Source organism: Actinoplanes hulinensis, assembly GCF_019429605.1.
Classification (GTDB): Bacteria; Actinomycetota; Actinomycetes; order Mycobacteriales; family Micromonosporaceae; genus Actinoplanes; species Actinoplanes campanulatus.
The window spans coordinates 108,999-130,676 of the sequence record NZ_JAHXZI010000009.1; the positions used below are offsets into that span (position 1 = coordinate 108,999).

Consider the following 21,678-nt stretch of genomic DNA (forward strand, 5'->3'; position numbering starts at 1 on the left):
CGTGTGCCGCCATGGGACTCCGGGATCGCCTCATCGTCGCTGATGCCGCCGCCGGACGCGCCGGCCGGCGGACCATGGTGGAACGGGCCGTGCTGCTGTCACTCGCGGCCGTTTCGGCCGCGATGTGGGCGGTCGGTGTGACCATCCTCCAGCCGCTGAGCGAGCCGGAAGGCCCGGACGCCTACGGTGAGAACAACACCTATTGGGCCCGCGAGCTTCGCTGGGGTGCGCTGATCGCCCTGATCCTGATGGTGATCGTGTGCGCCCGTGGCGACCGCCGGGCCACCCGCGCCGTGTGGGCCGGAGGGTTGCTGTGGTTTGGCGCCGACCTCGGCCTCGACCGGATCGACCAGGACTCCGGCACGATGCGGCTCGCGATCGGTGCGGCGGTGGTGTCGCTCGCCGGCTGCGCCGCCGTCCGCGCGGTCTCCCGGATGCCCCGCACGGGGACGCTGCTCACCACGGCGACCGTCGCGGCGGTCGCGTCCGGGTTGGTGACGATCACCGAGTCGCCGACCGACATCGAGGTGGCCCTCCACCTGGGCAGCGCGGCGGTCGGTTCCCTGCTCGCATCGGTCGCGGTCGCCGCCGCCGTGCGCGCTGCCGCCGTCGTGAGCCCGACCCGGGTCGCGGTCGGTGTTCTCCTCACGACGGTGCCGTGGTTGCTCCGATACGTCTCCCCGCAGCCCTCGGCGGGCCGTGTGATCGGGGCCTACGCCTTCACGGTGCTGCTCGTGGTGATCGTCGCCGCGATCGCCCTCCGCCGGGACGACCACACGCCGGTGGCGGTGATCGCCGCGCTCGTGCTGCCGGTGTCGTGGCTGCCGCTCACGCTGGCGACCATCGTGCTGCGGATCGGAGCGCCGTTCACCGCGCTCGCCGCCAATCCGCCGGTCAACACCGCCGACGAGGACGTCGTCCTCATCCTGGTGGCGATCCCGATCGGCCTGATCCTCGGCCGCATCCTGTGGGCTTTCGCCTCCAGCCGCCCGGCTACCGCCCCGGGCCGGTGAGCCGGATTCTGCTCGTGCGGCACGCGATGCCGGAGATCGACCCGGGCGTTCCGGCGGAGCTGTGGCGGTTGAGGCGCGGCGGGCCGGGCGGCCGCCCGTGAGCTGGCGGCGCTGATCCAGCCGGGGGCGCGGTTCGTCTCCAGCCCGGAGCCCAAGGCGATGGAAACACCGGCGGAGATCGCGGGAGACGGTCGTTCAGGAGGTGTCCAGCGCCTGGGCCGTCGTCGCCCGCTGGACGCCCTGCATCAGCCGGGGGTTCGTTCCGCGGATCGGGCAGACCTATGCGGTGGCGGAGAGGCTGGCGAAAGCGGTCAGCGGCAGCAGCAGGAAGACGCCGGGGATCACGGCGCTGCGCCAGGTGCGGGTGGTCAGCCGGGCCGCGGTCTCCGCCAGGAACAGGACCACCAGCACCGACGCGGCGGCCAGACCCACCGGCCGGCGGACCGTGCCGATCAGCAGGCACACCGCGGCGCCCAACTGGACCGCCGCGAACGGGCGCCACAGCCACTCCGGGTAGCCGTAGCGGCCGGGGACGTCCAGCTCCTTCACATGGTCGGCCGGCATCCGTAGCTGCACCGACGCCTGCCAGATGAGGAACAGGCCGGCGAGCAGGGGGAGCAGTAGTAGGTGTCCGTCGGTCACCGAGACACCCTACGTGCCGGCTACGTTCCGGTGATCAGGAGAGGTCGTCGGACTCACCCAGGGCGATCCGGGCGTACGTCGTCTCGCTCTTGGCATCCATCCAGGCGTCGAAGTTGGCGAAACCGACGTCGGTGGACAGCATCCGGTCATGGATCGGGAAGGCACGCAGCGGCGCGATCGCCCGGGTCATCTCGATGGCCTCGCGGTGCTTCGCCCACGGCGCCGCGGCCGGCACCAGCAGGGTGGTGACGAGCGTTTCCGGTACGAAGTACGAGTCGCCGGGGTGGTAGACGCCGTCCACGACATAGCCGAGGTTGGCGCATCCGGGCAGTCCGTCGATGATCTCGGCATGCTGCCCGCCGACCGCGGTCACCTGGAAGCCGGCGGCCTTGAACTCGTCGCCGGCGCCGACCACCGTGGCGGTGGGCAGCAGTGCCCGCACCGGCTCCGGCGCGAAGATCTGCAGTTCACGTGTTGCCGTCAACTCGTTGATGCGTTCGGCGTCAACATGGTCGTCATGTTCATGGGTGATCAATATGTCGGTGACCCCGTCGAACGCCTCCGCCTCGGTCCACACACCCGGATCGATCAACAGGCGACGATCGCCGTTCGCGATCCGGACACAGGCGTGGGTGAATTTGGTCAGTCGCATCGCCTCACCCTATGCCCGCTGTCAGCGAGCATCCGGACCTCGTCTCGCCTCTGGGTGAGCCACCGGACGGGCGCTGGCGAGATCGCGCAGCAGCGTGGTGGTCCGTCGCTGCTCGGCCGGATCGCCGAACGGGGCCGCGGCGAACTCGGTGATGCCGGTGTCCTCGAGGCGCTGGACGGCCCGCGCCACCGTCTCCTCGTCGCCGACGACCGCGACGTCGGCGGGGCCGGTCACGCCCTCGCGGTCGAGGACCGCGCGGTACTCGGGGACCTGGCCGGCCATGCCGAAACGCTCCGTGATGCGGGAGCGTGCGCCGGCCTCGTCGCCGGTGACGCAGACCGGCAGGCCCGCGACGATGCGCGGGGGCGCGGGGGCCGCTTCGCGGATCAGGGGTACGACGTGCGACTCCAGTGTCCGGGGACCGGTCATCCACGTGATCGCGCCGTCGGTGGACGATCCGGCCAGGCGCAGCATCGCCGGGCCGAGGGCGGCCAGCAGGACCGGAGGGGGTGCGGTTGCCGGCAGTTCGACCGTACCGATGCTGGTCAGGAACCGACCGGTGTGGGTGACCGGCTCGCCGCGCAGGAGCGGCAGCAGGATGGACAGGTATTCGCGCAGGTAGCGGACGGGTTGGTCGGTGGGGAGGCCGAACATGCCGCCGGTCATCGCGCCGATGCCGGCGCCGATGCCGAGGGTGAGGCGGTTGCCGGTGGCGGCCTGGACGGAGAGCGCTTGCCCGGCCAGCAGTAACGGATGTCGTTGCCGGACCGGGACGACCGCGGTGCCGAGGCGGATGCCGGGCGCGTGGGTGCCGGCGACGACGAGAGCGGTGAGGGCGTCCCACCCGAGGGCCTGCGCCGCCCACACGCCGAGACCGTCGGCGGCGGTGACCTGGTCTTTCAGGTCGGCGGCGGTCGCCGGGCCCCGTACGTCACCGATCATGATGCTGATGTCCATGCGTGTTCTCCTGGCAGGGTGGCAGCGTGCTCCGGCTCCAGCGGATCGCTCGGCCGCCGGGTCATGGTTCCGGAGTGGTTCTCCGGTACGATACGGAGAGGTTCTCCGGATGGGAAGAGCGGGATGAGAAGCGACGCACGGCAGAATCGCGACCGGGTGCTGGCCGCGGCGCGGGAGGAGTTCACCGCGCACGGTGCGGCCGCCTCGCTCAACAAGATCGCGCAACGGGCCGGGGTCGGGCCGGGCACCCTCTACCGGCACTTCCCGTCGGCGCAGGCGCTGCTCGTCGCGATCATCACGGCGGACGTGGCGGCGCTCGTCGATCACGGGCGTGAACTGCTCGGCCATCCGTCGCCGGGCGAGGCGCTGCGGATCTGGCTGCGGGCCGTGGCGGTGCACGCGACCGCGATGCGCGGGCTGGTGGCGACCGAGTTGCTGGGTGCGGATCCGGCGCTGGCCGAGTGCCATGACCGGATCCGGGCGGTCGCCGGGGACCTGTCGCAGCGTGCGGGGGTCCGCGACGATGTGGACGATCTGTTGACCGTCGTCAACGCGGTGGCCTGGGCGAGCGAGCGGCATCCGGGGGATCAGGGACGCCTCGGCCGGCTGCTGACCCTCGTCACCCGGGGACTGCCATGATCCGATAGCGTGCCGACTCGTGAACCCCCTGCTGCGAAGGTTCGTCGATCTCCTCGAGGACGGGCTGGCACCCGACGGCTTCGTGCGCCGCGGGCCGGTCTACCGGTATCTCGACGCCGACGGGAACGGCATCGCCCTCGACATTCAACGGACCACCGCGATGTACGGGGAGGTCGAGTTCTTCGTCAACGCCGGGGTGCTGCTCGGCCCGTACGTTCGGTATTTCCTGGATGACGAGGATCCGCGCCTGGACGTCATACCGCGTCACGGTGTCTGGGAGCACCGCCTGGTGGCGGAGGACGATGACCACCGGTTCTCGCTGGCCGACGAGGCCGGCGCGGACCGTGCCGCCGAGGTCGTGCTGACCTGGACGAGGGCGAACGTTCCCCGGCTGAAGGGCTGGCTCGGCGACTACGACGCGATGCTCGCCGCCGTTGCCGAGGACGGGGAACGGGTCAGGCGGGCCCGCGCCGAGCAGCTCGCCTCCGGGGAGTGGAAGCCCGGCCGCTGGCCCGACGGGACGTGGCGCGAGAAGGTCATCCGGCTCTACCGGGATGCCGAGCGCGGCGACGTCGGCGCGGTCAGCGCGCTGATCGGGACTCCGAAGGCCGTCGACCCGGACTCGGTCCACGCGGCCGCACTGGCCTACGCCGAGCAGCGCCGCGCCGAACGGAAGGGCTGACCGGCATGGGGTACTCGGGTCTGGTCGTCGTCGCGCGTACCGGTGACACCCGCCTCGACGATCTGGTGTGCATCGAGGATCTGCTGGTCGTCGCGCGCGGTCATCTGCGGGTGGGTGGCTGGCGGATCGGCTTCCTCGGGCAGAACGACGACACGTCACCCGGGCGGCTCGCGGCGGATCTGGCGCTGGAGACGGCGGCGCCCGCCATCGCGATGTGGGTGGTGGACAGCGACTGCGCCTTCGCGGTGGCGGAGCATCCCGTCGGGGAACGGGTCGAGTTCTATCTCAACGAGGAGATCGTCAAAGAGCTGGCGGGGGACGACTTCGAGCCGCTCAACAGCGAGGCCGTCGCCGGGCTGATCCGCTGGGCCGGCGGCGGGGACCCCGATCGGCTGGCGGCCGCCCTGGAGGAGAGTCCCGGCCCGTTCGGCGACGGCATCTACGCGTTCGCCGAGGCGCTGGGGATCGGGCCGTTGCCACCGGCGTGAAGCCGGATGGCCCCGCTGCCCCCGGCTCGAGCCGGGGGCAGCGGTCACCTCAGAGGACCGTGCAGGCGGTGCCGTTGAGGGTGAAGGCGGCCGGGACCGGGTTGGCGCCGGTCCAGCTGCCGAGGAACCCGAACGTGGTCGAGCCGCCGGCCGGGACGTTGCCGTTCCAGGACGCGTTCGTGACCGTGACCGAGGTGCCGGTCTGGACGGGCGAGCCGCCCCACAACTGGGTGACCTTCTGGCCGCCGGTGAACTGCCAGTTCAGGTTCCAGCCGGTCAGCGGTGTCGGGCCGGTGTTGCCGATCTTGACCTCGCCCTGGAAACCGCCGGGCCAGCTACCGGTGACCCGGTAGGTGACGGCACACGACGACGTGCCGGTCGACGGGCTGACGCTGGCGGAGGGACTGACGCTGGCGGACGGGCTGACACTGGCGGACGGGCTGACACTGGCTGAAACGCTGGCCGACGGGCTGACGCTCGTCGAGACGCTGGCCGACGGGCTGACGCTCGTCGAGACGCTGGCCGAGGGCGAACTCGGCGACGGTGAGGTCTCGATCTTGCTGGGGTCGACCACACCCCAGTACGCCTGCTTGGCCTGCAACCGCGTGTCGAACAGCAGCGGCGCGTCCTTGCGGGTCACCGGGAACGTGTCCAGCCACGTGTTGTCGTCGGCCAGGCCCCACAGCGTCACCGAGGTGATCTCACCCGGGTACTTGCGGAACAGGGCGAACATGTCGCGGTAGACGTATGCCTGCTTGAGTAGACGATCCGCGGGCGGGGTCGTGAAGTTCTCACTGTTGCTCGTGTAGATGCTGACGTCCATCTCGGTGATCTGCTGATCAATGTTGAGTGGAATGAACTTCGTCAACATTGATTCAGTCTCGGCGATGGTCGGCCAGTTCACGTTGATGTGCATCTGGTGGCCGACGCAGTCGATCGGTACACCCTCGGCCTTGAGTGTGCTGACCAGATTGAACAGGTGGTCACGCTTGGCCGCCACGTTGGTGTTGTAGTCGTTGATACACAGCTTGGCGTGCGGCGCCACCTCACGTGCCACCCGGAACGCGGTCCGGATGTAGTCGAGACCGGTCACGTTGTACCAGCTGCTGCGCCGGTTGCCGTCCGACTGACTCTCGTCGATGACCTCGTTGACGACGTCCCACACGCCGATGTCGGTGCCGTAGTGGGCGGCCACGTTGCGGATGTGGTTCTCCAGCCGGGCGAGCAGCAGCGTCTTGTCCTCGGCGGTGGCGGTCATCGGCTGACCGTCGGCCCCGGTGAACACCCATGACGGTGTCTGGTTGTGCCAGACCAGGGTGTGGCCGCGGACGGCCAGGTCGTTCGCCTTCGCGTATGCCATCAGCGGGTCCGCCTGGGCGTACGTGAAATTGTTCTCGGACGGCTCGGTGGCGTCCCACTTGAGCGCGTTGCCCGGGGTGACGGTGTCGAAGTGCTTGGTGAGCAGCTGGCCGTGTTCGGTCACGATCTCCGCGCCGGTGATCGCCGCGCCGACCGGGAACTCGGTGACCACGTCCTTCACCGACGGGATGCCGGTCTGGACCGGCAGCGCCGGCACATAGCCGGCGGTCACGTCGTCGATATGGAACGAGCCGGTCGTCGACGAGGTCTCCACATAGACGCGCAGGAACTCGACGTCGGAGGCGAGCGTGTACCGGCCGGTCAGGTTCACCCAGGATCCGCTGGTCACCGCGGTGTTCCCGACGACCTGGTCGTAGGCGGCGACGCCACCGGTGCGGCGTTCCACACTCAGCCGGGCGTTGTCCGAGCCGCTGGACATCCGGACCCACACCGAGATCGTGTAGGCGGTGCCCTTCTCGAAGGTGTCCAGCACGTCGAGCGACGGCCCCTGCCAGGCCGCGGTCCGCCCGGAGACGAGCAGGCTGCCGGTGCCGCCGTGCGCCTGGGCGGTGCTGTGCGCGACGGTCTCGGCCGACCGCCCGGACCAGCCCTGGACGGTGCCGTCCTCGAAGTTGCTGGTCAAGACGGTGATGGGGGTGGGGTCGTCGGCCGCATGGGCGGCCACGGTGACGGTTACGGCGGCCGCCGGGATCGCCACCAGGAGGGCGGCTATGGCCAGCCGGGGGAGAGCGCGCATTCGCGGCTCCTTCGGGGGGTCGTGACGGGGATAGAGCGACATCGTTGCATGGGAGCGCTCCCATTACAACGACGTCAAATCAGACGTCTTGGCCGCCGGGCCACGCGGCCTCCCGCACCCGCACTGCCGTGCGGCGGCAGCCGGATTGGCCGGCGCCGCTACCCGGCGTCCAGGACGGTGTCGACCCAGCGGCAGAACGGATCACGGGTGCCGGGGTCGCCCATCTCGGCGGGTTCGGGCACGATCTCCCGTGCGGTCTCCGGGATGGTCACCCGCTCGCCGAAAGTCCGGCGCAGCCAATCGCGGTAGGGCGCGTTGGCGATCTCGTGGTCCTCGCCCGCCGGTTGCGGCGGGGCGCCGAACTCCGCGTTCCAGCCAACCAGGCGGCCGCGTACGAGGCCGTCTGATCCGCGGTGAAACCGCGCAACTCCACACGCGTGCCCACCCAGGCGTCACGGCTGATGGAGCCGTAGAGATCTCCGTCGTGGCCGGTGACCACGAAACCCTGCTGACCGACCCACTCGAACAGCAGGCGCAACGGCTCGGGCAGGTCGAACCCGGCGGGCACGCGCGCCAGTGTCAGGCTCAGGAAGTCGCTCACCGCGACATCGTAGGCGCCCGTCACGGCTGAGTGGTTGATGATCCTTCGACCGCTTCGGCACCCCCGGGCCAGGGGTTCGGAACCAGGAAAAGTGCTGATATCGACCTGGCTAGGCTGCGGGACATACTGGTGCGACGTAGCGCGGCCGGCATGAGTACGGCCGTTGTCGTGGAGTTGCCGGTCTCAGTGGCCCGGGCCGAGCCGTCCGAGCAGGACACCGTTTCCTGCCGGCCGCTCATCAGGGACACGGCGCCGAACTCGAGCAGGGTCGGACCGCTCGGCTCGAGACCGGCGGCCCGGAGGTCCGGGAGACCCCGCCGCGTGCGGTAACCGGCTGACAGACGACCTCCATACTGGAATCCTAGGAAGCCCTGGCGGTGGTGCGGTCGATCACGTCATCTCCGGGCTTCATCGAGGGGGAGGCGGTAGAGGGTGATCCGGCAGTTCCAGTGGCGTGACTACGACGCCGTGACCGGGGTGTGGGAGTCGGCCGGGCGGGAGGTCGTGCCCCGCGCCGAGCTGGAGGCCAAACTTGCTCGCGACCCCGAGTTGTTCCTGGTGGCCGAGACCGGGCGGCGGATCGCCGGGGTCGTGATGGGCGCCTACGACGGGCGGCGTGGCTGGATCCTGCGGTTGGCCGTTCATCCCGACTACCGCCGCCAGGGTCTCGCCTCCCGGCTCGTCGCGGAGCTGGAGGCACGTTTCGTGCGGCTGGGGTGCCCGCGGGTCAATCTGCTGGTGATGCCGGACAACGAGGCGGGGCTGCGGTTCTGGCAGGAACTCGGCTATCTGCCGTGTCCCGACGTGCTGTGCACCAAACCGATGGGTACGCCGGTCAGCCGGGACTGAGGCCGTTGAGCAGCGCGGTCAGTCCCGCGCCGAACTCCGCCTCCGGTGTCACCGCGGCCGCGTCCCGGGCGGTGCTCGCCATCAACGGGAAGTCGCTCTGCGCGGCGATCACCTTCGTGCCCGGCCCGGCCAGTGGGCCGAGGTGCTGCAACTGGAGCACTCCGACCATGTAGCCGGTGATCGCGCGCAGCGCCGTGACGCGGGCCGGTCCGGTGTGGCCGGCCGCGGTGAGGACCTGGAGAGCGGTTTCCGACCAGCGGAGCAGGCTCGGTGAGCGGTGCCGGTGCGTCATCAGCAGCGGTACGACGGCCGGGTGGGCGCTGACGGCGACCCGTACCCGTTCGGCGAGCGTGGTGATGGTGTCGCGCCACGGCGTGTCGTCGCCGGGTGGGCGGGTGTCGACGTCGGCCAGAACCAGTTCGACGACCAGGGCTTCCAGTTGGTCGCGGCCGTCGACGTACCGGTAAAGCGCCATCGTGCTGGTGCCCAGCTCGGCGGCGACCGCACGCATGGTGAGCGCGTGGAGGCCCTCCCGGTCGATGACGGTGAGCGCGGCGGCGGCCAGTTGGCTGGTGGTGAGGGAGCGCGGTCTCGGCATGGCGCGCATAGCGTACCGTCCGATCGTAAGCGTACGATGTACGCCTACGATTCGATGGAGGCCAGATGCTGTCGCTCACCGCCGTCCAGGACGGCGCGCCCGTCCCCGTGCCGGACCCGGTCCGCATGGTCCACCTGCAGCTGCGCCGCTTCGCCGGCTGCCCGATCTGCCATCTGCATCTGCGGTCGTTCGTCCGCCGCCACGCCGAGATCGAGTCCGCCGGCATCCTCGAGGTGGTCGTCTTCCACTCGGCGGCCGACGAGTTGCGGCCACATGTGACCGATCTGCCGTTCCCGGCGGTCGCCGATCCGCAGCGGCGCCTCTACCACCGGTTCGGCGCCGAGCCGTCGGCGCGCTCGCTGCTCGATCCACGGGTGTATTCCTCGGTGGTGCGGGCGGTCACGGTCGGCACCGTCGAGTTTCTGCGGGGCCGGGCGAAGCTGCCGTCGCTCAAGCCCACCGGCGGCCGGCTCGGACTGCCCGCCGACCTGCTGTTCGCGCCGGGCGGCGACATCGTGGCCCGCAAGAACGGCGTCCACGCCGACGACCAGTGGTCCGTCGACGAGGTCCTGGAGCTGGCCCGATGAGCGCCGTCGAGCGGGACGCCGACCAGTGGTCCTTCCACGAGGTCCTGGAGCTCGCTCGATGAGCGCCGTCGAGCGGGACGCCGACCAGTACGAGGTGGTCAGTGCCGGCTACACCGCACCGCTGCTTGCCGCTGCGGGGATCACTGTGGGCGATCGGGTGCTCGATGTCGGATGTGGCTACGGCACGACGACCCGGGCGGCCGCGCTCCTCGCCGGATCCGGCCGGGTGCTGGGCAACGACCTCAGCCCGGCGATGGTCGCCGGTGCGCGTGCGCTGAGCGCCGGCGTCGACCACGTCGCCTTCGAAGTCGGCGACGCGCAGACCCATCCGTTTCCCGATGGCGGATTCGATGTGGCCATCAGCCGGATGGGGGTCATGTTCTTCGCCGACCCGGTGGCGGCCTTCACCAACATCGGCCGGGCGTTGCGGCCCGGCGGGCGGCTCGCGATCGCCACGGTGGGAGCGCCCGAGGACAACGATCTGCCCGGCCTCGTCGCCGCCGCCGCGCCGGGCGCGGACGCGGTGCTCGCGCTCTCCGATCCGGCGCATCTCACTGCCGTGCTGGGCGCCGCGGGATTGCAGGACATCACGGTACGGCCGGTCGCGACGACGATCGCATTGGCCACCGACCCGGCGGCGGCTGCCGAGTTCATCTGTGAATGGGGCGCCTTCCGTGGCTTCCTGACCGCCGGTCCGGCCGAGGAATTCACCGCCCGGCGTGCGGTGGCGGCGGCCGCGCTGACCGTGGCGGCGCAGCGGTTCCACACCGGTGATGGGATCCGTCTGCGGAGTTCGGCCTGGTTGGTGACCGCGGTCCGCCCGGCCTGAGAACTCCGTCCGCAGCCGCATTCAACGTTGATCAATGTTGATTGGCGCCGGCCGGAGGGAGGACCAGGTCTTCCTAGGATGGTTTAGGGGAAGTGCGGCAACCCGCTAACTCACAGCGTCGGCTTCGCCGACTGATCTCCGAACCGGCGGATCCGGATGCCTGGGTGGAGCCGATCGACGGCGCCTCGTAGAGCAGCCAGAACAGCGTGGCGATCATGTCGAAAGGGGGCGGTTACCTCGGGCAGGCGGTGGCGGTGCCGAGCCAGGCCAAGCGGGTGAAGGCCGGGCCGGATCCGATCGGGCCGCCTTTCGGGCCGCCTTCTTCACCAGCCGCCTTCTCCATCAGGATGGCCTCGGCTACCGGCAGGCGAGGCGACCGCGTTTCACGGGCGGCGGATCGCTGCGGGCACCGGTGAAATAGGTGCCGGCGAGTGCGCCGGATGAACCAGCGGCGGCGAGGGGGCGGGATCAGACCTCGCCGGGGCGGTGTCGTCGATGGCTAGTCGGCCGGATCATCCCGGAGCCGGCCAGGTGACGTCGTCGATGGCGAGCCACGGCGCGGCGGCGACGGCCGCGGGGGTGAGACCGGTGAACTCGCCGGCGTCGCGATGCAGATGCGACTGGTCGGCGTAGCCGGCCCGGGCCGCCACGTCGGCGATCGGGTGCCCGGCGGCGAGCAGGTGGGCGGCCAGGTCGAAGCGGGCCAGCCGGGCGGCCCGTTTGGGGACGACGCCGAGCTGGGAACGGAACCGGGACCACAGGCGCTGGCGGCTCCATCCGACCTCGCCGGCCAGGTCGTCCACCCGGATGCGGCCGTGGCTGGTGCGGATCCGCCGCCAGGCGTGGGTGACCTCCCGATCGACGGTTCGCCCGCTGTGGAGTCGGCGGCCGAGGATGTCGGCGGCCGTCGCGAAACGGTCCTCCCACGAGGTGACCGCGCGGAGGCGGGCTTCAGCGTCGTGGCCCCAGACGTCGTGCAGGGCGGCCACCATGCCGGTGAGTTCGGTGCAGGGGCCCAGGAGAACGGCCGCGACGGTCGGTTCGAGGCGGATCTGCAGTAGGTCACCGTTCGTTCCGGCGGTGCGGACGGCACCCGGCAGAAGTCCGATGACGGCGCTGCCGACGATCTTTCCGGCGGGGGCCGGCGCCGGGCCCACGGTCCGTCCCGCTGGGACCGGGCTCGCGGCCAGTCTTGCCGGCACTGGGTCTATGGCCAGCGTTGCCGGCACTGGGTCCATGGCCTGTGCTGCTGGGACCGGGTTCACGGCTTGGTCTGCTGGGGCCAAGCCCATGGCCTGTCCGGCCCGGTCTACGGCCAGTCCAGCCGGCGCCGCGGCCACCGCCTGCTCTGCCGCGGCTCGGTCTCCGGCGTGCTCTGGCCGGGCCGGGGTGCGGGTGGTGGCGGGGTCATTCGGGGCGAGATGGACGGTGAATTCGCCCGGACCCAGGTTGAACAGCAGGGTGACGGCCGGGTGGGCGATCATCGCGAGGTCGATGGGCCGGGCCGCACGGTGGCTGAAGCCGGCCATGCGGATGCCGGGCAGGCGGTGTGGGGTGCGCGGGACGGTGATGTTCACGTCCGCCCAGTCGAAGGCCGCCACGGTGGTCAGGCTAAACGCTGTGCCGTGGTGAAGGCGAGCAGCAGGTCGGCGGTCTCGCCGGGGGCTTCCAGCATCGGTATGTGCCCGACGCCGGGCAGGGTATCGATGCGGGCGCCGGGTACGGCGCGGTACTGCTGGACCGAGGCGGGATTCCAGCGTGGATCGGCGTCTCCGAAGACGGCCTGGACCGGGATGCCGAGTGGAGCGAGCCGGTCGGGGATGCCGCGTTCGGTCAGGTAGGCGGTGTTGCTGTCGAGGACCTGACGGAGCGTTCGGTAGCGGACGCGGCGCAGGTCGGCGATCACGTGGCCGGGAAGGTCGATCGGGCGGGCGCAGGTGGCGGCGATGCCGCGGCGGATCAGGGTGCTGGTGCGCAGTTTCCACAGGATCGGTCCGGCCGGCGGGGCGAGCAGTAGGCGCAGGATGGGCGGTTCGGGCAGGGCCGCGTCCATGGTGGGGCCGCAGCTGATCAGGGTGAGGGAGCTGATGAGGCCGGGCCGGCGGGTGGCGAGGGCGGTGGCGATGTAGCCGCCGCTGGAGTGCGTCGCCACGGCCACGCGGTGGGTTCCGCTCGCGTCGAGGGTTTCGGCGAGGCGGTCGGCTTGATGGGGTACGGCGTACGAGGACGCGACCGCCGAGCGCTCGTGTTCGGGCAGGCCGGCTGAGGGCACGAGGCCGTGTCCGGGTAGGTCGGGAGAAGATGCGATGGCCGAGGGGTTGTCTGCGGGTGGGCCGGCCGCAGATGCGATGGCCGAGCGGCCGTGTCCGGGCAGGTCGACCCGGATGACGCGGTGGTGTGCGGCGAGTGCCGGGATCATCGGTGCCCAGAATCCGCCGGAGGCTCCGGAACCGTGGATGAGCAGTAGAGGCGGTGCATCCGGTGGTCCATCGTTGACGACATGAATCAATGCGGTCATGTGGTCATGTTGTCCACACGTACACATGTCGTCTTGGATTTATGTCGTCAATGCTGAGGGGACTGTGGAGCAGGTGGCTTCGGCACGCGGGCCGTGTGCGGTCTTCTCGACCAGGATGACGTTGCCGCCGATGGTGACCCGGCAGCCGATGGTGGTGTCGGTGCTGGTGCCGGTGGCGCGTGCGGTGAGGGTGACCAGCATGACCGGTTCGGTGAGCGAGCGGGTCGTGGTGGTGCGCCACGGTGTCTCGGCGCTCAGCCGGGTGGGGGTCTGGCCGTACTCGTACGCATAGGTGATGTCGGCCTCGCCCTTGCCGGTCACCTCGAAGAGCACCTCGACCGGCGCCTCCAGCAGGGAGACCCGCTCGGGTGTGCTGGGTGCCGTGATCGGTGGCGGCGCCTGTTCGGAGGATCCGCCGAATCCGCAGGCGAGGCCACCACCGGCGAGGGCGAGGAGAGTGATGGCGGTGATGGGGTTGCGCACGGCCGCGATCATGCCAGGACCGTCGGGGTGGCCAGAAGCAGGCGCCAACGCGGTATCCGCCATGTCGTGCGGGCATGGAGCCGGTGGGAAGGGTTCCTCGTGATCGCTGGTGGCCGGTCAGGGCCCGATAGGGATGGGCCCGTCGCGGCTGCCGCTGGTCGGCCTGGCCCGGCAGGGAAGGCCCCGTCGCCGGTCGGAGTCGGCAGGAAAGGCCCGTCGCGGCTTCGGGTGGTGGCCGGTCAGCGTCCGGCAGAAAGGCCGTCGCTGCCGCCGAGCAGGGCCGGGCCGGGTGTGGGTGGTCATCGGTGGTTGCCGTTGACGAGGACGCGGGCCAGGGCGACCGTGGTGAGGCCGGCGGCGACGACGGTGAGCAGGCCGACGCGCAGTCCGGCCTGGTCGGCGAGGAAGCCGACGGCCAGGGGGGAGAGCAGGAAGCCGCCGCGCAGCATCCAGCTGACGATCATGAGGCCGGTGCCGGGGGCGAGGCCGGGGAGTTCGTCGGCGGTGTGCATGGCGGCCGGTACGAGGGTGGCGACGCCGAGTCCTGCCAGGGCGAAGCCGATGAGCGCGACCGGGACGGACGGGACGGTGAGGGCGGCGCCCATGCCGATCGCGGCGAGGGTGGCGCCGGCGCGGACGACGGTGCGCTGGCCGAAGCGGTCGACGACGCGGTCGCCGGTGAGGCGGCCGATGGTCATGGCGGTCTGCAGGGCGACGACGGCGAGTCCGGCGGTGGCGGCGCCGGCGTGCAGGTCGGTGAGGTAGATGGCGCCCCAGGAGGCGCCGGCGTCCTCCACGAGGGCGCCGCAGGCGGCGAGGACGCCGAGGACGGCCAGGATCGGCACGGCGCGGGAGGTGACGTGCGCGCCGCCACCGGGCTCGGAGGAGCGTTCGTCGGGGCCGGCCAGCGTGTAGCGGTGGGCGATCAGGGCGACCGTGCTGAACAGTGCCGCGGAGATGCTCAGGTGCAGGCCGAGGGGCAGGTCGAGGCCGGCGGCGGCGGAGCCCATCAGGCCGCCGAGGACGGCGCCGACGCTCCAGACGCCGTGCAGGGAGTTGACGATGGAGCGGCCGTAGAGGCGCTGGACGCGCAGGCCGTGTGAGTTCTGGGCGACGTCGACGACGGAGTCGAGGGCGCCGACGGTGAACAGGACGGCGGCGAGGGTGTAGACGTCGGGCGCCACGGTGATGCCGAGGATGGCGACGGTGGTGAGGACGATGCCGAAGGCGCCGACGCGGGCGGATCCGAAGCGGCGGATGGCGGTGGCGGCGAGGAGCCCGGCGAGCAGGGCGCCGATCGGGAAGGCGGCGATGGCGGCGCCGAGGGCCACGTTGGTGAGGCCGAGGTCGGCTTTGATCTGCGGGTAGCGGGGGACGACGTTGAAGAAGATCGCGCCGTTGGTGAGGAACAGGGCGGCGACGGCGGCGCGGGCGTGGCGGGCCTGCCGGGTGGGTGGGGCGGCGGCGAGGGCGGTCAAGATCAACTCCGAGATGTGGGGGTGGGCTTCGCCCGTACCGGATGGAAAACGCGCTCAGCGCAGGTAACGCTCGATGGCGTGGCGGATCTGGGCCGGCGTCATCGGGTCGGTGGAGAGCGCGCTGTGCAGGGTGAGGCCCTCGATGAGGGCGTCGGCCTCGCGGGCGGTGGTCGGGTCGAAATGGCGTTCCAGGGCGTCGCGGCTGCGCTGCATCCACGCCTGGGTGACGGCCTTGAGGCGCGGGTTGCGGGCCGCGGCGACGTAGAGCTCGACGGTGAGCACCAGGTCGTGGCCGGGGCTGAGCAGGTCGCCGGTGACCAGGGTGACGACGGCTTCGACGGCTTCGTCGCGGGTGCGGGCGGCGGTGAGGCGCTCGTCGAAGACGCGGGCGATGCCGTCGGCGTGCCGGGTGAACGCCTCGGCGAGGATCTCGTCGAGGCTCGCGAAGTGGTAGGTCATCGAGCCGAGTGGCACGTCGGCGGCGCGGGCGATCTCCCGGTGGCTGGCGCCTGCCACGCCACGCTGCGCGATCACCTGCAACGCGGCGTCGATGAGGCGGTCGCGCCGGTGCGGGTCGTGCCGCCGGGTCCGCCGGGTGGTCGCGGTGGGCGCGGGGTCGCTCATGGTCAGGAGATGGTACGGACGACGCGCGCCGGATTGCCGGCGGCCACCACGTTCGCGGGCAGATCGCGGGTCACCACCGAGCCGGCGCCGACGACCGTGTTGTCGCCGATGGTGACGCCGGGCAGGACGATGGCGCCGCTGCCGAGCCACACGTTGTCGCCGATGACGATGGGTTCGGCGGCCTCCCACTTGTCGCGGCGCGGCTGCGGGTCGACCGGGTGGGTCGGGGTGAGCAGCTGCACGTTGGTGCCGATCTGCACGTCCTCGCCGATGGTGATCGGGGCGACGTCGAGGGCGATCAGGCCGTAGTTGGCGAAGGTGCGGGCGCCGATGCGGATGTGGCTGCCGTAGTCGACCCGCAACGGTGGCCGGATGTCGGCGCCGTCGCCGATCTCGCCGAGCAGTTCTTCGAGGATGCGGCGGCGTTCGGCCGGGTCGCGGGCGGAGGTGGCGTTGTAGGCGTCGGTGAGGTCCATGGCGCGCAGACTGGCCTCGGCCAGCTCGGGGTCGTCGGCGATGTAGAGGTCCCCGGCGAGCATCCGGTCGCGCATGCTGCGGCTGTCGGTGGTCATGCGTACGAGCGTACACATCATGCGTACAGTCGTACATAGTGATTGATGCAGAATGCTCGGGTGACCTTGCACGAGGGTGAGCTTGCTGTCGACGAGTCCGTGGTCCGGGCGCTCCTGGACGACCAGTGCCCCGAATGGGCCGGGTTGTCCCTGGCCAGGGCCGGTGCCGGGACCGAGAACACGATGTACCGGCTGGGGGATGAGCTGCTGGTGCGGTTGCCGCGGACCCCGGACCGGGCCGCGCCGTTGCGCAAGGAACGCGAGTGGCTGCCCCGGATGGCGCCGCTGCTGCCGTGTGCGATTCCCGCACCGGTGCATGCGGGAGTTCCCGCCCCGGTGTATCCGTCGGAGTGGGCGGTGTACCGGTGGATCGACGGGGTGGAGGCGTCACCGGAGAGCGTGCGGGACTGGGCGGCGTTCGGGGCGGACCTGGCCGGATTCGTGCGGGCGCTGCACGGTGTCGACCTGATGGGCGCGCGGCGGGCCGGGGAACTGAGCTGGTACCGCGGTGGCGGTCTGCACGACTGTGACGGCTGGGTGAGCTCGGCATTGGCGGACTGCCGCAGACTCGCCGGGGCGGAACTCGACGTGGACACCCTGGAGTCGTACTGGCGGGACGGGCTGGCGCTGCCCGGTTCGCCGGCCGCGCAGGTGTGGATGCACGCCGACCTCAAACCCACGAACCTGCTGGTGGGGGCGGACGGGCGGCTGCGGGCGGTGATCGACTGGGGCAGTCTCACGGTGGGACTGCCGGACGCCGAGCACTCCACGGTGTGGGATCTGCCGGCGGGTGCGCGTCACGCGTACCGGGAAGGTCTTGAACTGGATGACGCGACCTGGACGCGCGCCCGTGCCTGGGCCGTCGCGGTGGCCGCGAGCGGGATCGCCTACTACTGGGACACGTTCCCGGCCTTCGTGGCCGAGTGCCGGGCCCGTCTCGCGACCATCCTTTCTGCCTAGAATCCTAGGATGGCTTAGCGGCAGTGCGGCAAGCCGCACCCAACCAAGAACCCAAAGGACGGCTTCGCCGACAAGACCTAAAGAGCGATTGGCCGGTACGAGAGGATGAAGTCGACCAGCTCGGCGACGCTCGCGCCCTTGAGGTGCTCCGGCGGGTGGTAGAAGACGGACACGGCGGCCGGGCGGACCGTGTTCGTCTCGAACAGGTGCGTGTAGAAGTCGGTGTCCGAATCGACGGCGACGATCCGTTCGGCGATCTCCACCAGCTCGTCGCGGGTTGCACGGCCGCGTTCCATCACGGGCGTCAGCGGGTCATGCGAGGTCGCGGCGGACCCGGGCCATCGCGGCGGCGAGATGTGGGGCGGCCGCGCCGACCGCTGCCAGGTCGGTGCGCTGATTCAGCAGGTGGGCCCAGAGCACGGCACGGCCCGCCTCGTTGACCTCGACCGCCTCGCCGCAGTGGTGGCCGGCGGCGAGGACGGCCGCGGTGGCGTCGCTGCTGACGTCGGCGACCTGGGCGAGCCGGAATTCCTGGTCGAACCGTGGGACGCCGGGCCAGGCGACGACCGGCAGCAGGTCCACAGCCTGCCGGGCGGCGTGATCGGCGCCTGCGGTGTCGCCGGCTGTCGTGCGGGCCGTTATCAGGGCGTGTGCCGCCTGGATGCGGACGGCGGGTGCGGCGGTCGGGTGGTTCGCCGCACCGGTGAGGAGCGTGCCGGCCCGGTCGAGGTCCGTGTGGTCGCCGTGGTCGGCCCAGCGGGTGATTCTCGCGGCGGCGGCGACGAGCGCGTGGTCGGCGTGGTCGGGATGTTCGGGTGGGGTCGTGGCGATCGCCTCGTCGGCCGAGGCGATCGCGGTGTGCAGGTTGTCCGCTGTTCCCTGGATTTCGTGAACGGCGAGGTGGGCGCGGGCGAGTGCGGTCAGGGCGCCGGGTCGGTGGGCGCTGCCGCGGGCTTCCTCGGCGGCTGCTTCGAGTTCCGGGAGCATGCGGGTGACCAGGGCGAAGCGTGTGTCGCCGGTGGTTTCGAGGATCTGTGCCCAGTTGGCGATGACGACCGGGCGGATGGCGGGGGCGGCGTCGAGCAGGTCCAGGAGTCGTTCGTAGTGGGCGGCCGCGCGTTCGAGGGCGTGTGGGTCGCGGGTGCGCCGGTGGTGTTCGACTTCGAGGGTGGCGAGGTGTGCCAGGTAGCCGCTGTATTCGGGGTGGTCCTGTGGGGTTCGGTCGACAACGTCGGTGGCGAGGTGCAGGGCGTCGTCGAGGTCGGTGGAGTCGTTGAAGTCGCGGTGGCGGAGCATGAGGATCGAGCTGAGCATGTAGGCGGTCTTCGGGCGGACGGCGGCGGGTGCGTCCCGGTGGGCGCGGCGGGCGAGGTCGATTGCTTCGGTGAGGTTGTCGGGGTCGCGGGTGGTGTCGTAGCGCAGCCGTAGTGTGAAGGCCAGGTTGGACCGGAGTGCGGGGAGCATGCCGGGTTCGGTGTCGTGGGCCAGGTCGGCGGCGGTGCGCAGGTGGTCGAGGGTGGCGTCCAGGTCGGCCGGGTCCTCGGTGTACTGGAATCGGGCGTTGTGGACGCCGGCCAGGCTGGTGTGGAAGGCGAGTGGCAGCTGTGCCGCCGGTCCGGCCTGGTCGAGTTGGTGCCGGCCGAGTGTGATGGCGTCGTCGAGGTGGATGCGGTCGCTGCTGGTGAGGAAGAGGGCGCGGAGGCAGGCCATCAGGTTTGCGGTCACCGGCAGGCGGCGGGGGTGGTCGCTGGGCAGTGTTGCCAGTGCGTGCCGGTAGTGGTGGGCGGCTCGGGGGAGTTCGTGGGCGTCCGCGCCGCCGGAGGCGACGTAGGCCTGGAAGATGCGTTCCGCGTCGTTCAGGGGGTCGTCGTCGCCGGGCATCTGGTCGCGCCCTTCGGATCGGGGAATCAGCCGGAGGGGTAACCGTACGCCTTGACCTTGACACTGTGGCAACGTCTTGACTGGGTGTATGGGCATTGTTGGCGGGTTGAGTGCGGCGGAGTCGTCGGTGCGGTTGCGGGCGGTGATGGCTGCGGGGACGGGTGCGGAGCCGGGGCTGGTGGAGGCGCTGGTGGGGCGGTGTGCGGTGGAGCCGGACTTCTTCGTGCGGGACATGCTCACGTGGGCGTTGACGCGGTTGCCGGTTGAGGTGACGGTGCCGCGGTTGCTGGTGGAGTTGGGGTCTCCGGCTGCTCAGGCGCGGAGTCAGGCTTTGCACACGTTGTCGAAGATCGGTGACCGGAGTGTGTTTCCGGCGGTCAGTGGTGAGCTGCTGCATGACGGGGACGACGAGGTGGCGCGGGCGGCGTGGCGTGCGGCGGTCGCGCTCGTGCCCGAGGGGGAGGGTGAGCGGCTTGCCGGGGAGTTGGCTGGTGAGTTGGGGCGGGGGGACCGGGAGCGGCGGTTGAGTTTGAGCCGGGCGCTGGTCGGGTTGGGGGCGGTGGTCGAGCCGGTGCTGGAGGCCGCGATGGGGAGTGTGGATGAGGCGGTGCGGGAGCATGCGGCGGCGACGGGGGTGTTGTTGCGGGACCCGGAGGTGGGTTTCGACGCGGCTGTTCATGAGGCGACGCGGATCATGGCTTTGGGGTAGCGGGTGCTGATCGGTGAGGTGGCGCGGCGTTCGGGGGTGAGTTCCCGGATGCTGCGCCATTACGAGTCTCTGGGGTTGGTGCGGCCTACTGGGCGGACGGTGGGTGGGTATCGGGAGTATCGGGCGGAGGATCTGCGGCGGATTTTCGAGGTGGAGGCGTTGCGGTCGCTGGGGTTGTCGTTGCGGCAGGTGGGGCAGGCGCTGGAGGATCCGGGGTTCGAGCCGGCGGTGTTGATCGGTGAGTTGATTCGGTGGGCTGAGGATCGGGTGCGGCGGGAGCGGGAGCTGTTGGAGCGGCTTCGTGCGGTGGATGCGTCGTCGCCGGCGGGGTGGCCGGATGTGTTGCGGATCGTGGAGTTGATGCGGGGGTTGGGGTCGCCGGATGCGGCGCGGCGGCAGCAGGCGGTGCTGGCTGGTGAGGATGTGCCGGTGCCGGTGGAGTTGCTGGCGGGGGCGGTGCTGGCTGAGGCGGATCCGAATGTGGCGGGTGCGTTGCGGTGGGCGTTGGCGCGTTCCGGTGGTGAGGGGGTTTCGAGTCTGGCGGTGGGGGTGTCGTCGGTGGATGCCGTGGTGCGGCGGCGGGCGGTGGTGGCGCTGGGTGAGATGCCGGGTGACGAGGTGGTGGCGGTGCTGGTGGATGCGCTCGGTGATGCGGAGGTGTCGGTGCGGGGGCCGGCGGCTTTGGCGTTGGGGTCGCGGGGTGTGGTGGCGGCGGTTCCGGTGCTGGTGGGCATGGTGGTCGATGGTGTGAATGATGTGGAGGCGGCTGAGGTTCTGGGTGGGTTGGCGGGGGCCGGGCACGCGGAGGGGATCGTTTCGGCGCTGGCTGGTGAGTTGGCGGTTCATGCGGGGGATCAGGCGGTGCGGATTCGGCTGGTGCAGGCGTTGGCGGAGTTGCCGGTGGATGTCGCGCGGGGCCTGCTGGAGGAGTTGGCGGGTGACGGTGACCGGGCCGTGGCGTTGTTCGCTGGGATGTTGTTGCAGAGGCCGCTCTAGAGCGCGGCGGCCGCTCTGAATCGCGGCGGGTCGAACTGGCGGCGATCTTGGACTTTTGACCACCTGACGGGGTGGCCAGACGTCCAAGATCGCCGCCAGTTTGGGTTTTGCGCCTGCCCGGATGCCGACACCCTTGCCGGGTGGTGGGGTGGGTGAGTGGGGACGGCCTACCGGGTGGCGGGGAGTGGGGTGGGTCGGCGGGTGAGGGGGTGGAGGGCGGCGAGCATGAGCAGGCCGGTGAGTGGGAGCAGGTTGAGGTCGACGGCGGTGAGCAGGACGGCGGTGAGCAGGAGGACGGGGCTCCACCAGGGCAGTGGTTTGGTGAGGGCGGCGAGGATGCCGATGCCGATGAAGAACAGTTGCGGGCCGATGTCGTAGATGGCGAGCTGGACGCCGGGCAGGTCGGTGAAGCCGTGCTGGAGGGTCTTCAGTTCGGCGCGGTCGGCGGCGATGGCGGCCTGGATGATGTCGGCGCTGAACTGGATGATCGAGGCTGCCAGGCCGAGCAGGGTGACGGCGGTGACGGTTTCGCGTAGCGGGCCGGGGCGGGTGTGGGCGCGCAGGTGCCAGATGATCGGGATGAACAGGAGCATGCCGGCGAGGCCGAAGAGGTGGGCGAGTTGCCAGTCGGCGCCGGGGCCGTACTGGTCGTCGAGCCGGCCGATGATGCGGGTGATCCCGTAGGCGGTCATGGCGAGTGGGCCGAGCAGGAGTGCGGCGCGTGTCATGTGGACGATCCTGGTGGCGGTGGGCCCTGGGGCGCCTCCGGGCCGGAACCCGGAGAGTTCCCGGAGGCGGTCACCC

General features: G+C 71.0%; 25 protein-coding genes. 10 read left to right on the top strand and 15 right to left on the bottom strand.

The genetic code is table 11. The features are described from left to right. Positions 1 to 11 precede the first annotated feature (11 nt). Positions 12 to 1,013: a hypothetical protein gene (locus tag KZ829_RS18295; protein ID WP_220145124.1), complete on the top strand. Its 1,002-nt coding sequence runs from the start codon at positions 12 to 14 to the stop codon at positions 1,011 to 1,013. Positions 1,014 to 1,292: 279 nt separating this feature from the next. Here the strand turns inward: KZ829_RS18295 and KZ829_RS18300 are convergent, their stop codons facing one another. From KZ829_RS18300 to KZ829_RS18310, 3 genes are read right to left on the bottom strand one after another with little or no spacing between them, the layout of a single operon-like run. Beyond that, the gene (locus KZ829_RS18300; RefSeq protein WP_220145125.1) at positions 1,293 to 1,655 is read right to left on the bottom strand and encodes a DoxX family protein; all 363 of its coding nucleotides are present in this window, start codon (positions 1,653 to 1,655) and stop codon (positions 1,293 to 1,295) included. A 34-nt stretch (positions 1,656 to 1,689) separates the two neighbouring features. Further along, on the bottom strand, positions 1,690 to 2,307 hold the full coding sequence (locus tag KZ829_RS18305; RefSeq protein ID WP_220145126.1) for an MBL fold metallo-hydrolase: 618 nt from the start codon (positions 2,305 to 2,307) through the stop codon (positions 1,690 to 1,692). A gap of 21 nt (positions 2,308 to 2,328) precedes the next feature. After that, the gene (locus KZ829_RS18310; RefSeq protein ID WP_220145127.1) at positions 2,329 to 3,264 is read right to left on the bottom strand and encodes a TIGR03564 family F420-dependent LLM class oxidoreductase; all 936 of its coding nucleotides are present in this window, start codon (positions 3,262 to 3,264) and stop codon (positions 2,329 to 2,331) included. Between the two features lie 123 nt (positions 3,265 to 3,387). Here KZ829_RS18310 and KZ829_RS18315 point away from each other — a divergent pair, with 123 nt between their 5' ends. Genes KZ829_RS18315 through KZ829_RS18325 form a run of 3 tightly spaced genes read left to right on the top strand, consistent with a single transcriptional unit; the run spans position 3,388 to position 5,073 of the window. Continuing rightward, positions 3,388 to 3,903 carry a TetR/AcrR family transcriptional regulator gene (locus KZ829_RS18315; RefSeq protein WP_220145128.1) on the top strand — a complete coding sequence of 172 codons (516 nt, stop codon included), beginning with the start codon at positions 3,388 to 3,390 and terminating at the stop codon, positions 3,901 to 3,903. A 19-nt stretch (positions 3,904 to 3,922) separates the two neighbouring features. Beyond that, complete coding sequence (locus KZ829_RS18320) at positions 3,923 to 4,585, top strand: hypothetical protein (RefSeq protein ID WP_220145129.1); 663 nt, start codon at positions 3,923 to 3,925, stop codon at positions 4,583 to 4,585. 5 nt (positions 4,586 to 4,590) lie between these two features. Then, entirely contained in the window at positions 4,591 to 5,073 is a 483-nt protein-coding gene (locus KZ829_RS18325) for a hypothetical protein (protein WP_220145130.1), read from the top strand. A 49-nt stretch (positions 5,074 to 5,122) separates the two neighbouring features. Here KZ829_RS18325 and KZ829_RS18330 read toward each other — a convergent pair whose 3' ends face one another. Together KZ829_RS18330 and KZ829_RS18335 are read right to left on the bottom strand one after the other, a co-directional pair. Next, positions 5,123 to 7,189: an endo-1,4-beta-xylanase gene (locus KZ829_RS18330; protein ID WP_220145131.1), complete on the bottom strand. Its 2,067-nt coding sequence runs from the start codon at positions 7,187 to 7,189 to the stop codon at positions 5,123 to 5,125. A 268-nt stretch (positions 7,190 to 7,457) separates the two neighbouring features. Further along, positions 7,458 to 7,790: a hypothetical protein gene (locus KZ829_RS18335; protein WP_246635835.1), complete on the bottom strand. Its 333-nt coding sequence runs from the start codon at positions 7,788 to 7,790 to the stop codon at positions 7,458 to 7,460. A 432-nt stretch (positions 7,791 to 8,222) separates the two neighbouring features. Here KZ829_RS18335 and KZ829_RS18340 point away from each other — a divergent pair, with 432 nt between their 5' ends. After that, complete coding sequence (locus KZ829_RS18340) at positions 8,223 to 8,639, top strand: GNAT family acetyltransferase (RefSeq protein WP_220145132.1); 417 nt, start codon at positions 8,223 to 8,225, stop codon at positions 8,637 to 8,639. Here the strand turns inward: KZ829_RS18340 and KZ829_RS18345 are convergent. Continuing rightward, a complete protein-coding gene (locus KZ829_RS18345; RefSeq protein ID WP_220145133.1) occupies positions 8,626 to 9,237 on the bottom strand; it encodes a TetR/AcrR family transcriptional regulator in 612 nt (203 codons plus the stop codon). The genes KZ829_RS18340 and KZ829_RS18345 overlap by 14 nt on opposite strands. 65 nt (positions 9,238 to 9,302) lie before the next feature. On the opposite strand from KZ829_RS18345, the gene KZ829_RS18350 reads away from it, so the two are divergent. Together KZ829_RS18350 and KZ829_RS18355 are read left to right on the top strand one after the other, a co-directional pair. After that, positions 9,303 to 9,824 (top strand): AhpC/TSA family protein, encoded by a 522-nt coding sequence (locus tag KZ829_RS18350; protein WP_220145134.1) that lies wholly within the window; start codon positions 9,303 to 9,305, stop codon positions 9,822 to 9,824. A gap of 58 nt (positions 9,825 to 9,882) precedes the next feature. Continuing rightward, positions 9,883 to 10,653 (top strand): class I SAM-dependent methyltransferase, encoded by a 771-nt coding sequence (locus KZ829_RS18355; protein ID WP_220145135.1) that lies wholly within the window; start codon positions 9,883 to 9,885, stop codon positions 10,651 to 10,653. A 512-nt stretch (positions 10,654 to 11,165) separates the two neighbouring features. Here KZ829_RS18355 and KZ829_RS18360 read toward each other — a convergent pair. The 6 genes from KZ829_RS18360 to KZ829_RS18385 form a co-directional block, all read right to left on the bottom strand. Beyond that, positions 11,166 to 12,254 (bottom strand): helix-turn-helix transcriptional regulator, encoded by a 1,089-nt coding sequence (locus KZ829_RS18360; protein ID WP_308285553.1) that lies wholly within the window; start codon positions 12,252 to 12,254, stop codon positions 11,166 to 11,168. Positions 12,255 to 12,259: 5 nt separating this feature from the next. Further along, positions 12,260 to 13,198 (bottom strand): alpha/beta fold hydrolase, encoded by a 939-nt coding sequence (locus tag KZ829_RS18365; RefSeq protein ID WP_308285554.1) that lies wholly within the window; start codon positions 13,196 to 13,198, stop codon positions 12,260 to 12,262. Between the two features lie 12 nt (positions 13,199 to 13,210). Continuing rightward, a complete protein-coding gene (locus KZ829_RS18370) occupies positions 13,211 to 13,654 on the bottom strand; it encodes an MmpS family transport accessory protein (RefSeq protein ID WP_220145137.1) in 444 nt (147 codons plus the stop codon). 299 nt (positions 13,655 to 13,953) lie between these two features. Beyond that, complete coding sequence (locus KZ829_RS18375) at positions 13,954 to 15,132, bottom strand: MFS transporter (RefSeq protein WP_220145138.1); 1,179 nt, start codon at positions 15,130 to 15,132, stop codon at positions 13,954 to 13,956. 54 nt (positions 15,133 to 15,186) lie between these two features. Then, the gene (locus tag KZ829_RS18380) at positions 15,187 to 15,756 is read right to left on the bottom strand and encodes a TetR/AcrR family transcriptional regulator (protein WP_220145139.1); all 570 of its coding nucleotides are present in this window, start codon (positions 15,754 to 15,756) and stop codon (positions 15,187 to 15,189) included. Between the two features lie 2 nt (positions 15,757 to 15,758). Beyond that, positions 15,759 to 16,328 (bottom strand): sugar O-acetyltransferase, encoded by a 570-nt coding sequence (locus KZ829_RS18385; protein WP_246635838.1) that lies wholly within the window; start codon positions 16,326 to 16,328, stop codon positions 15,759 to 15,761. 60 nt (positions 16,329 to 16,388) lie between these two features. Between KZ829_RS18385 and KZ829_RS18390 the strand changes: the two genes are divergently transcribed. Then, complete coding sequence (locus KZ829_RS18390) at positions 16,389 to 17,288, top strand: aminoglycoside phosphotransferase family protein (protein WP_308285555.1); 900 nt, start codon at positions 16,389 to 16,391, stop codon at positions 17,286 to 17,288. Between the two features lie 77 nt (positions 17,289 to 17,365). On the opposite strand, the gene KZ829_RS18395 is transcribed toward KZ829_RS18390, so the two are convergent. Both KZ829_RS18395 and KZ829_RS18400 read right to left on the bottom strand, forming a co-directional pair. Continuing rightward, complete coding sequence (locus tag KZ829_RS18395; RefSeq protein ID WP_220145141.1) at positions 17,366 to 17,584, bottom strand: hypothetical protein; 219 nt, start codon at positions 17,582 to 17,584, stop codon at positions 17,366 to 17,368. Between the two features lie 16 nt (positions 17,585 to 17,600). After that, a complete protein-coding gene (locus tag KZ829_RS18400; protein ID WP_220145142.1) occupies positions 17,601 to 19,169 on the bottom strand; it encodes a hypothetical protein in 1,569 nt (522 codons plus the stop codon). 88 nt (positions 19,170 to 19,257) lie between these two features. Here KZ829_RS18400 and KZ829_RS18405 point away from each other — a divergent pair, with 88 nt between their 5' ends. Both KZ829_RS18405 and KZ829_RS18410 read left to right on the top strand, forming a co-directional pair. Further along, the gene (locus KZ829_RS18405) at positions 19,258 to 19,878 is read left to right on the top strand and encodes a HEAT repeat domain-containing protein (protein WP_220145143.1); all 621 of its coding nucleotides are present in this window, start codon (positions 19,258 to 19,260) and stop codon (positions 19,876 to 19,878) included. 3 nt (positions 19,879 to 19,881) lie between these two features. Beyond that, the gene (locus KZ829_RS18410; RefSeq protein ID WP_220145144.1) at positions 19,882 to 20,874 is read left to right on the top strand and encodes a MerR family transcriptional regulator; all 993 of its coding nucleotides are present in this window, start codon (positions 19,882 to 19,884) and stop codon (positions 20,872 to 20,874) included. 167 nt (positions 20,875 to 21,041) lie between these two features. Here the strand turns inward: KZ829_RS18410 and KZ829_RS18415 are convergent, their stop codons facing one another. Then, entirely contained in the window at positions 21,042 to 21,602 is a 561-nt protein-coding gene (locus tag KZ829_RS18415) for a hypothetical protein (protein WP_220145145.1), read from the bottom strand. Positions 21,603 to 21,678 lie beyond the last annotated feature (76 nt).

Coding starts and splice junctions, on each gene's coding strand:
- KZ829_RS18295 (WP_220145124.1), top strand. CDS start 12: ATGGGACTCCGGGATCGCCTCATCGTCGCTGATGCCGCCGCCGGACGC.
- KZ829_RS18305 (WP_220145126.1), bottom strand. CDS start 2,307: ATGCGACTGACCAAATTCACCCACGCCTGTGTCCGGATCGCGAACGGC.
- KZ829_RS18310 (WP_220145127.1), bottom strand. CDS start 3,264: ATGGACATCAGCATCATGATCGGTGACGTACGGGGCCCGGCGACCGCC.
- KZ829_RS18315 (WP_220145128.1), top strand. CDS start 3,388: ATGAGAAGCGACGCACGGCAGAATCGCGACCGGGTGCTGGCCGCGGCG.
- KZ829_RS18325 (WP_220145130.1), top strand. CDS start 4,591: ATGGGGTACTCGGGTCTGGTCGTCGTCGCGCGTACCGGTGACACCCGC.
- KZ829_RS18330 (WP_220145131.1), bottom strand. CDS start 7,189: ATGCGCGCTCTCCCCCGGCTGGCCATAGCCGCCCTCCTGGTGGCGATC.
- KZ829_RS18345 (WP_220145133.1), bottom strand. CDS start 9,237: ATGCCGAGACCGCGCTCCCTCACCACCAGCCAACTGGCCGCCGCCGCG.
- KZ829_RS18350 (WP_220145134.1), top strand. CDS start 9,303: ATGCTGTCGCTCACCGCCGTCCAGGACGGCGCGCCCGTCCCCGTGCCG.
- KZ829_RS18355 (WP_220145135.1), top strand. CDS start 9,883: ATGAGCGCCGTCGAGCGGGACGCCGACCAGTACGAGGTGGTCAGTGCC.
- KZ829_RS18365 (WP_308285554.1), bottom strand. CDS start 13,198: ATGTGTACGTGTGGACAACATGACCACATGACCGCATTGATTCATGTC.
- KZ829_RS18380 (WP_220145139.1), bottom strand. CDS start 15,756: ATGAGCGACCCCGCGCCCACCGCGACCACCCGGCGGACCCGGCGGCAC.
- KZ829_RS18385 (WP_246635838.1), bottom strand. CDS start 16,328: ATGACCACCGACAGCCGCAGCATGCGCGACCGGATGCTCGCCGGGGAC.
- KZ829_RS18395 (WP_220145141.1), bottom strand. CDS start 17,584: ATGGAACGCGGCCGTGCAACCCGCGACGAGCTGGTGGAGATCGCCGAA.
- KZ829_RS18400 (WP_220145142.1), bottom strand. CDS start 19,169: ATGCCCGGCGACGACGACCCCCTGAACGACGCGGAACGCATCTTCCAG.
- KZ829_RS18405 (WP_220145143.1), top strand. CDS start 19,258: ATGGGCATTGTTGGCGGGTTGAGTGCGGCGGAGTCGTCGGTGCGGTTG.
- KZ829_RS18415 (WP_220145145.1), bottom strand. CDS start 21,602: ATGACACGCGCCGCACTCCTGCTCGGCCCACTCGCCATGACCGCCTAC.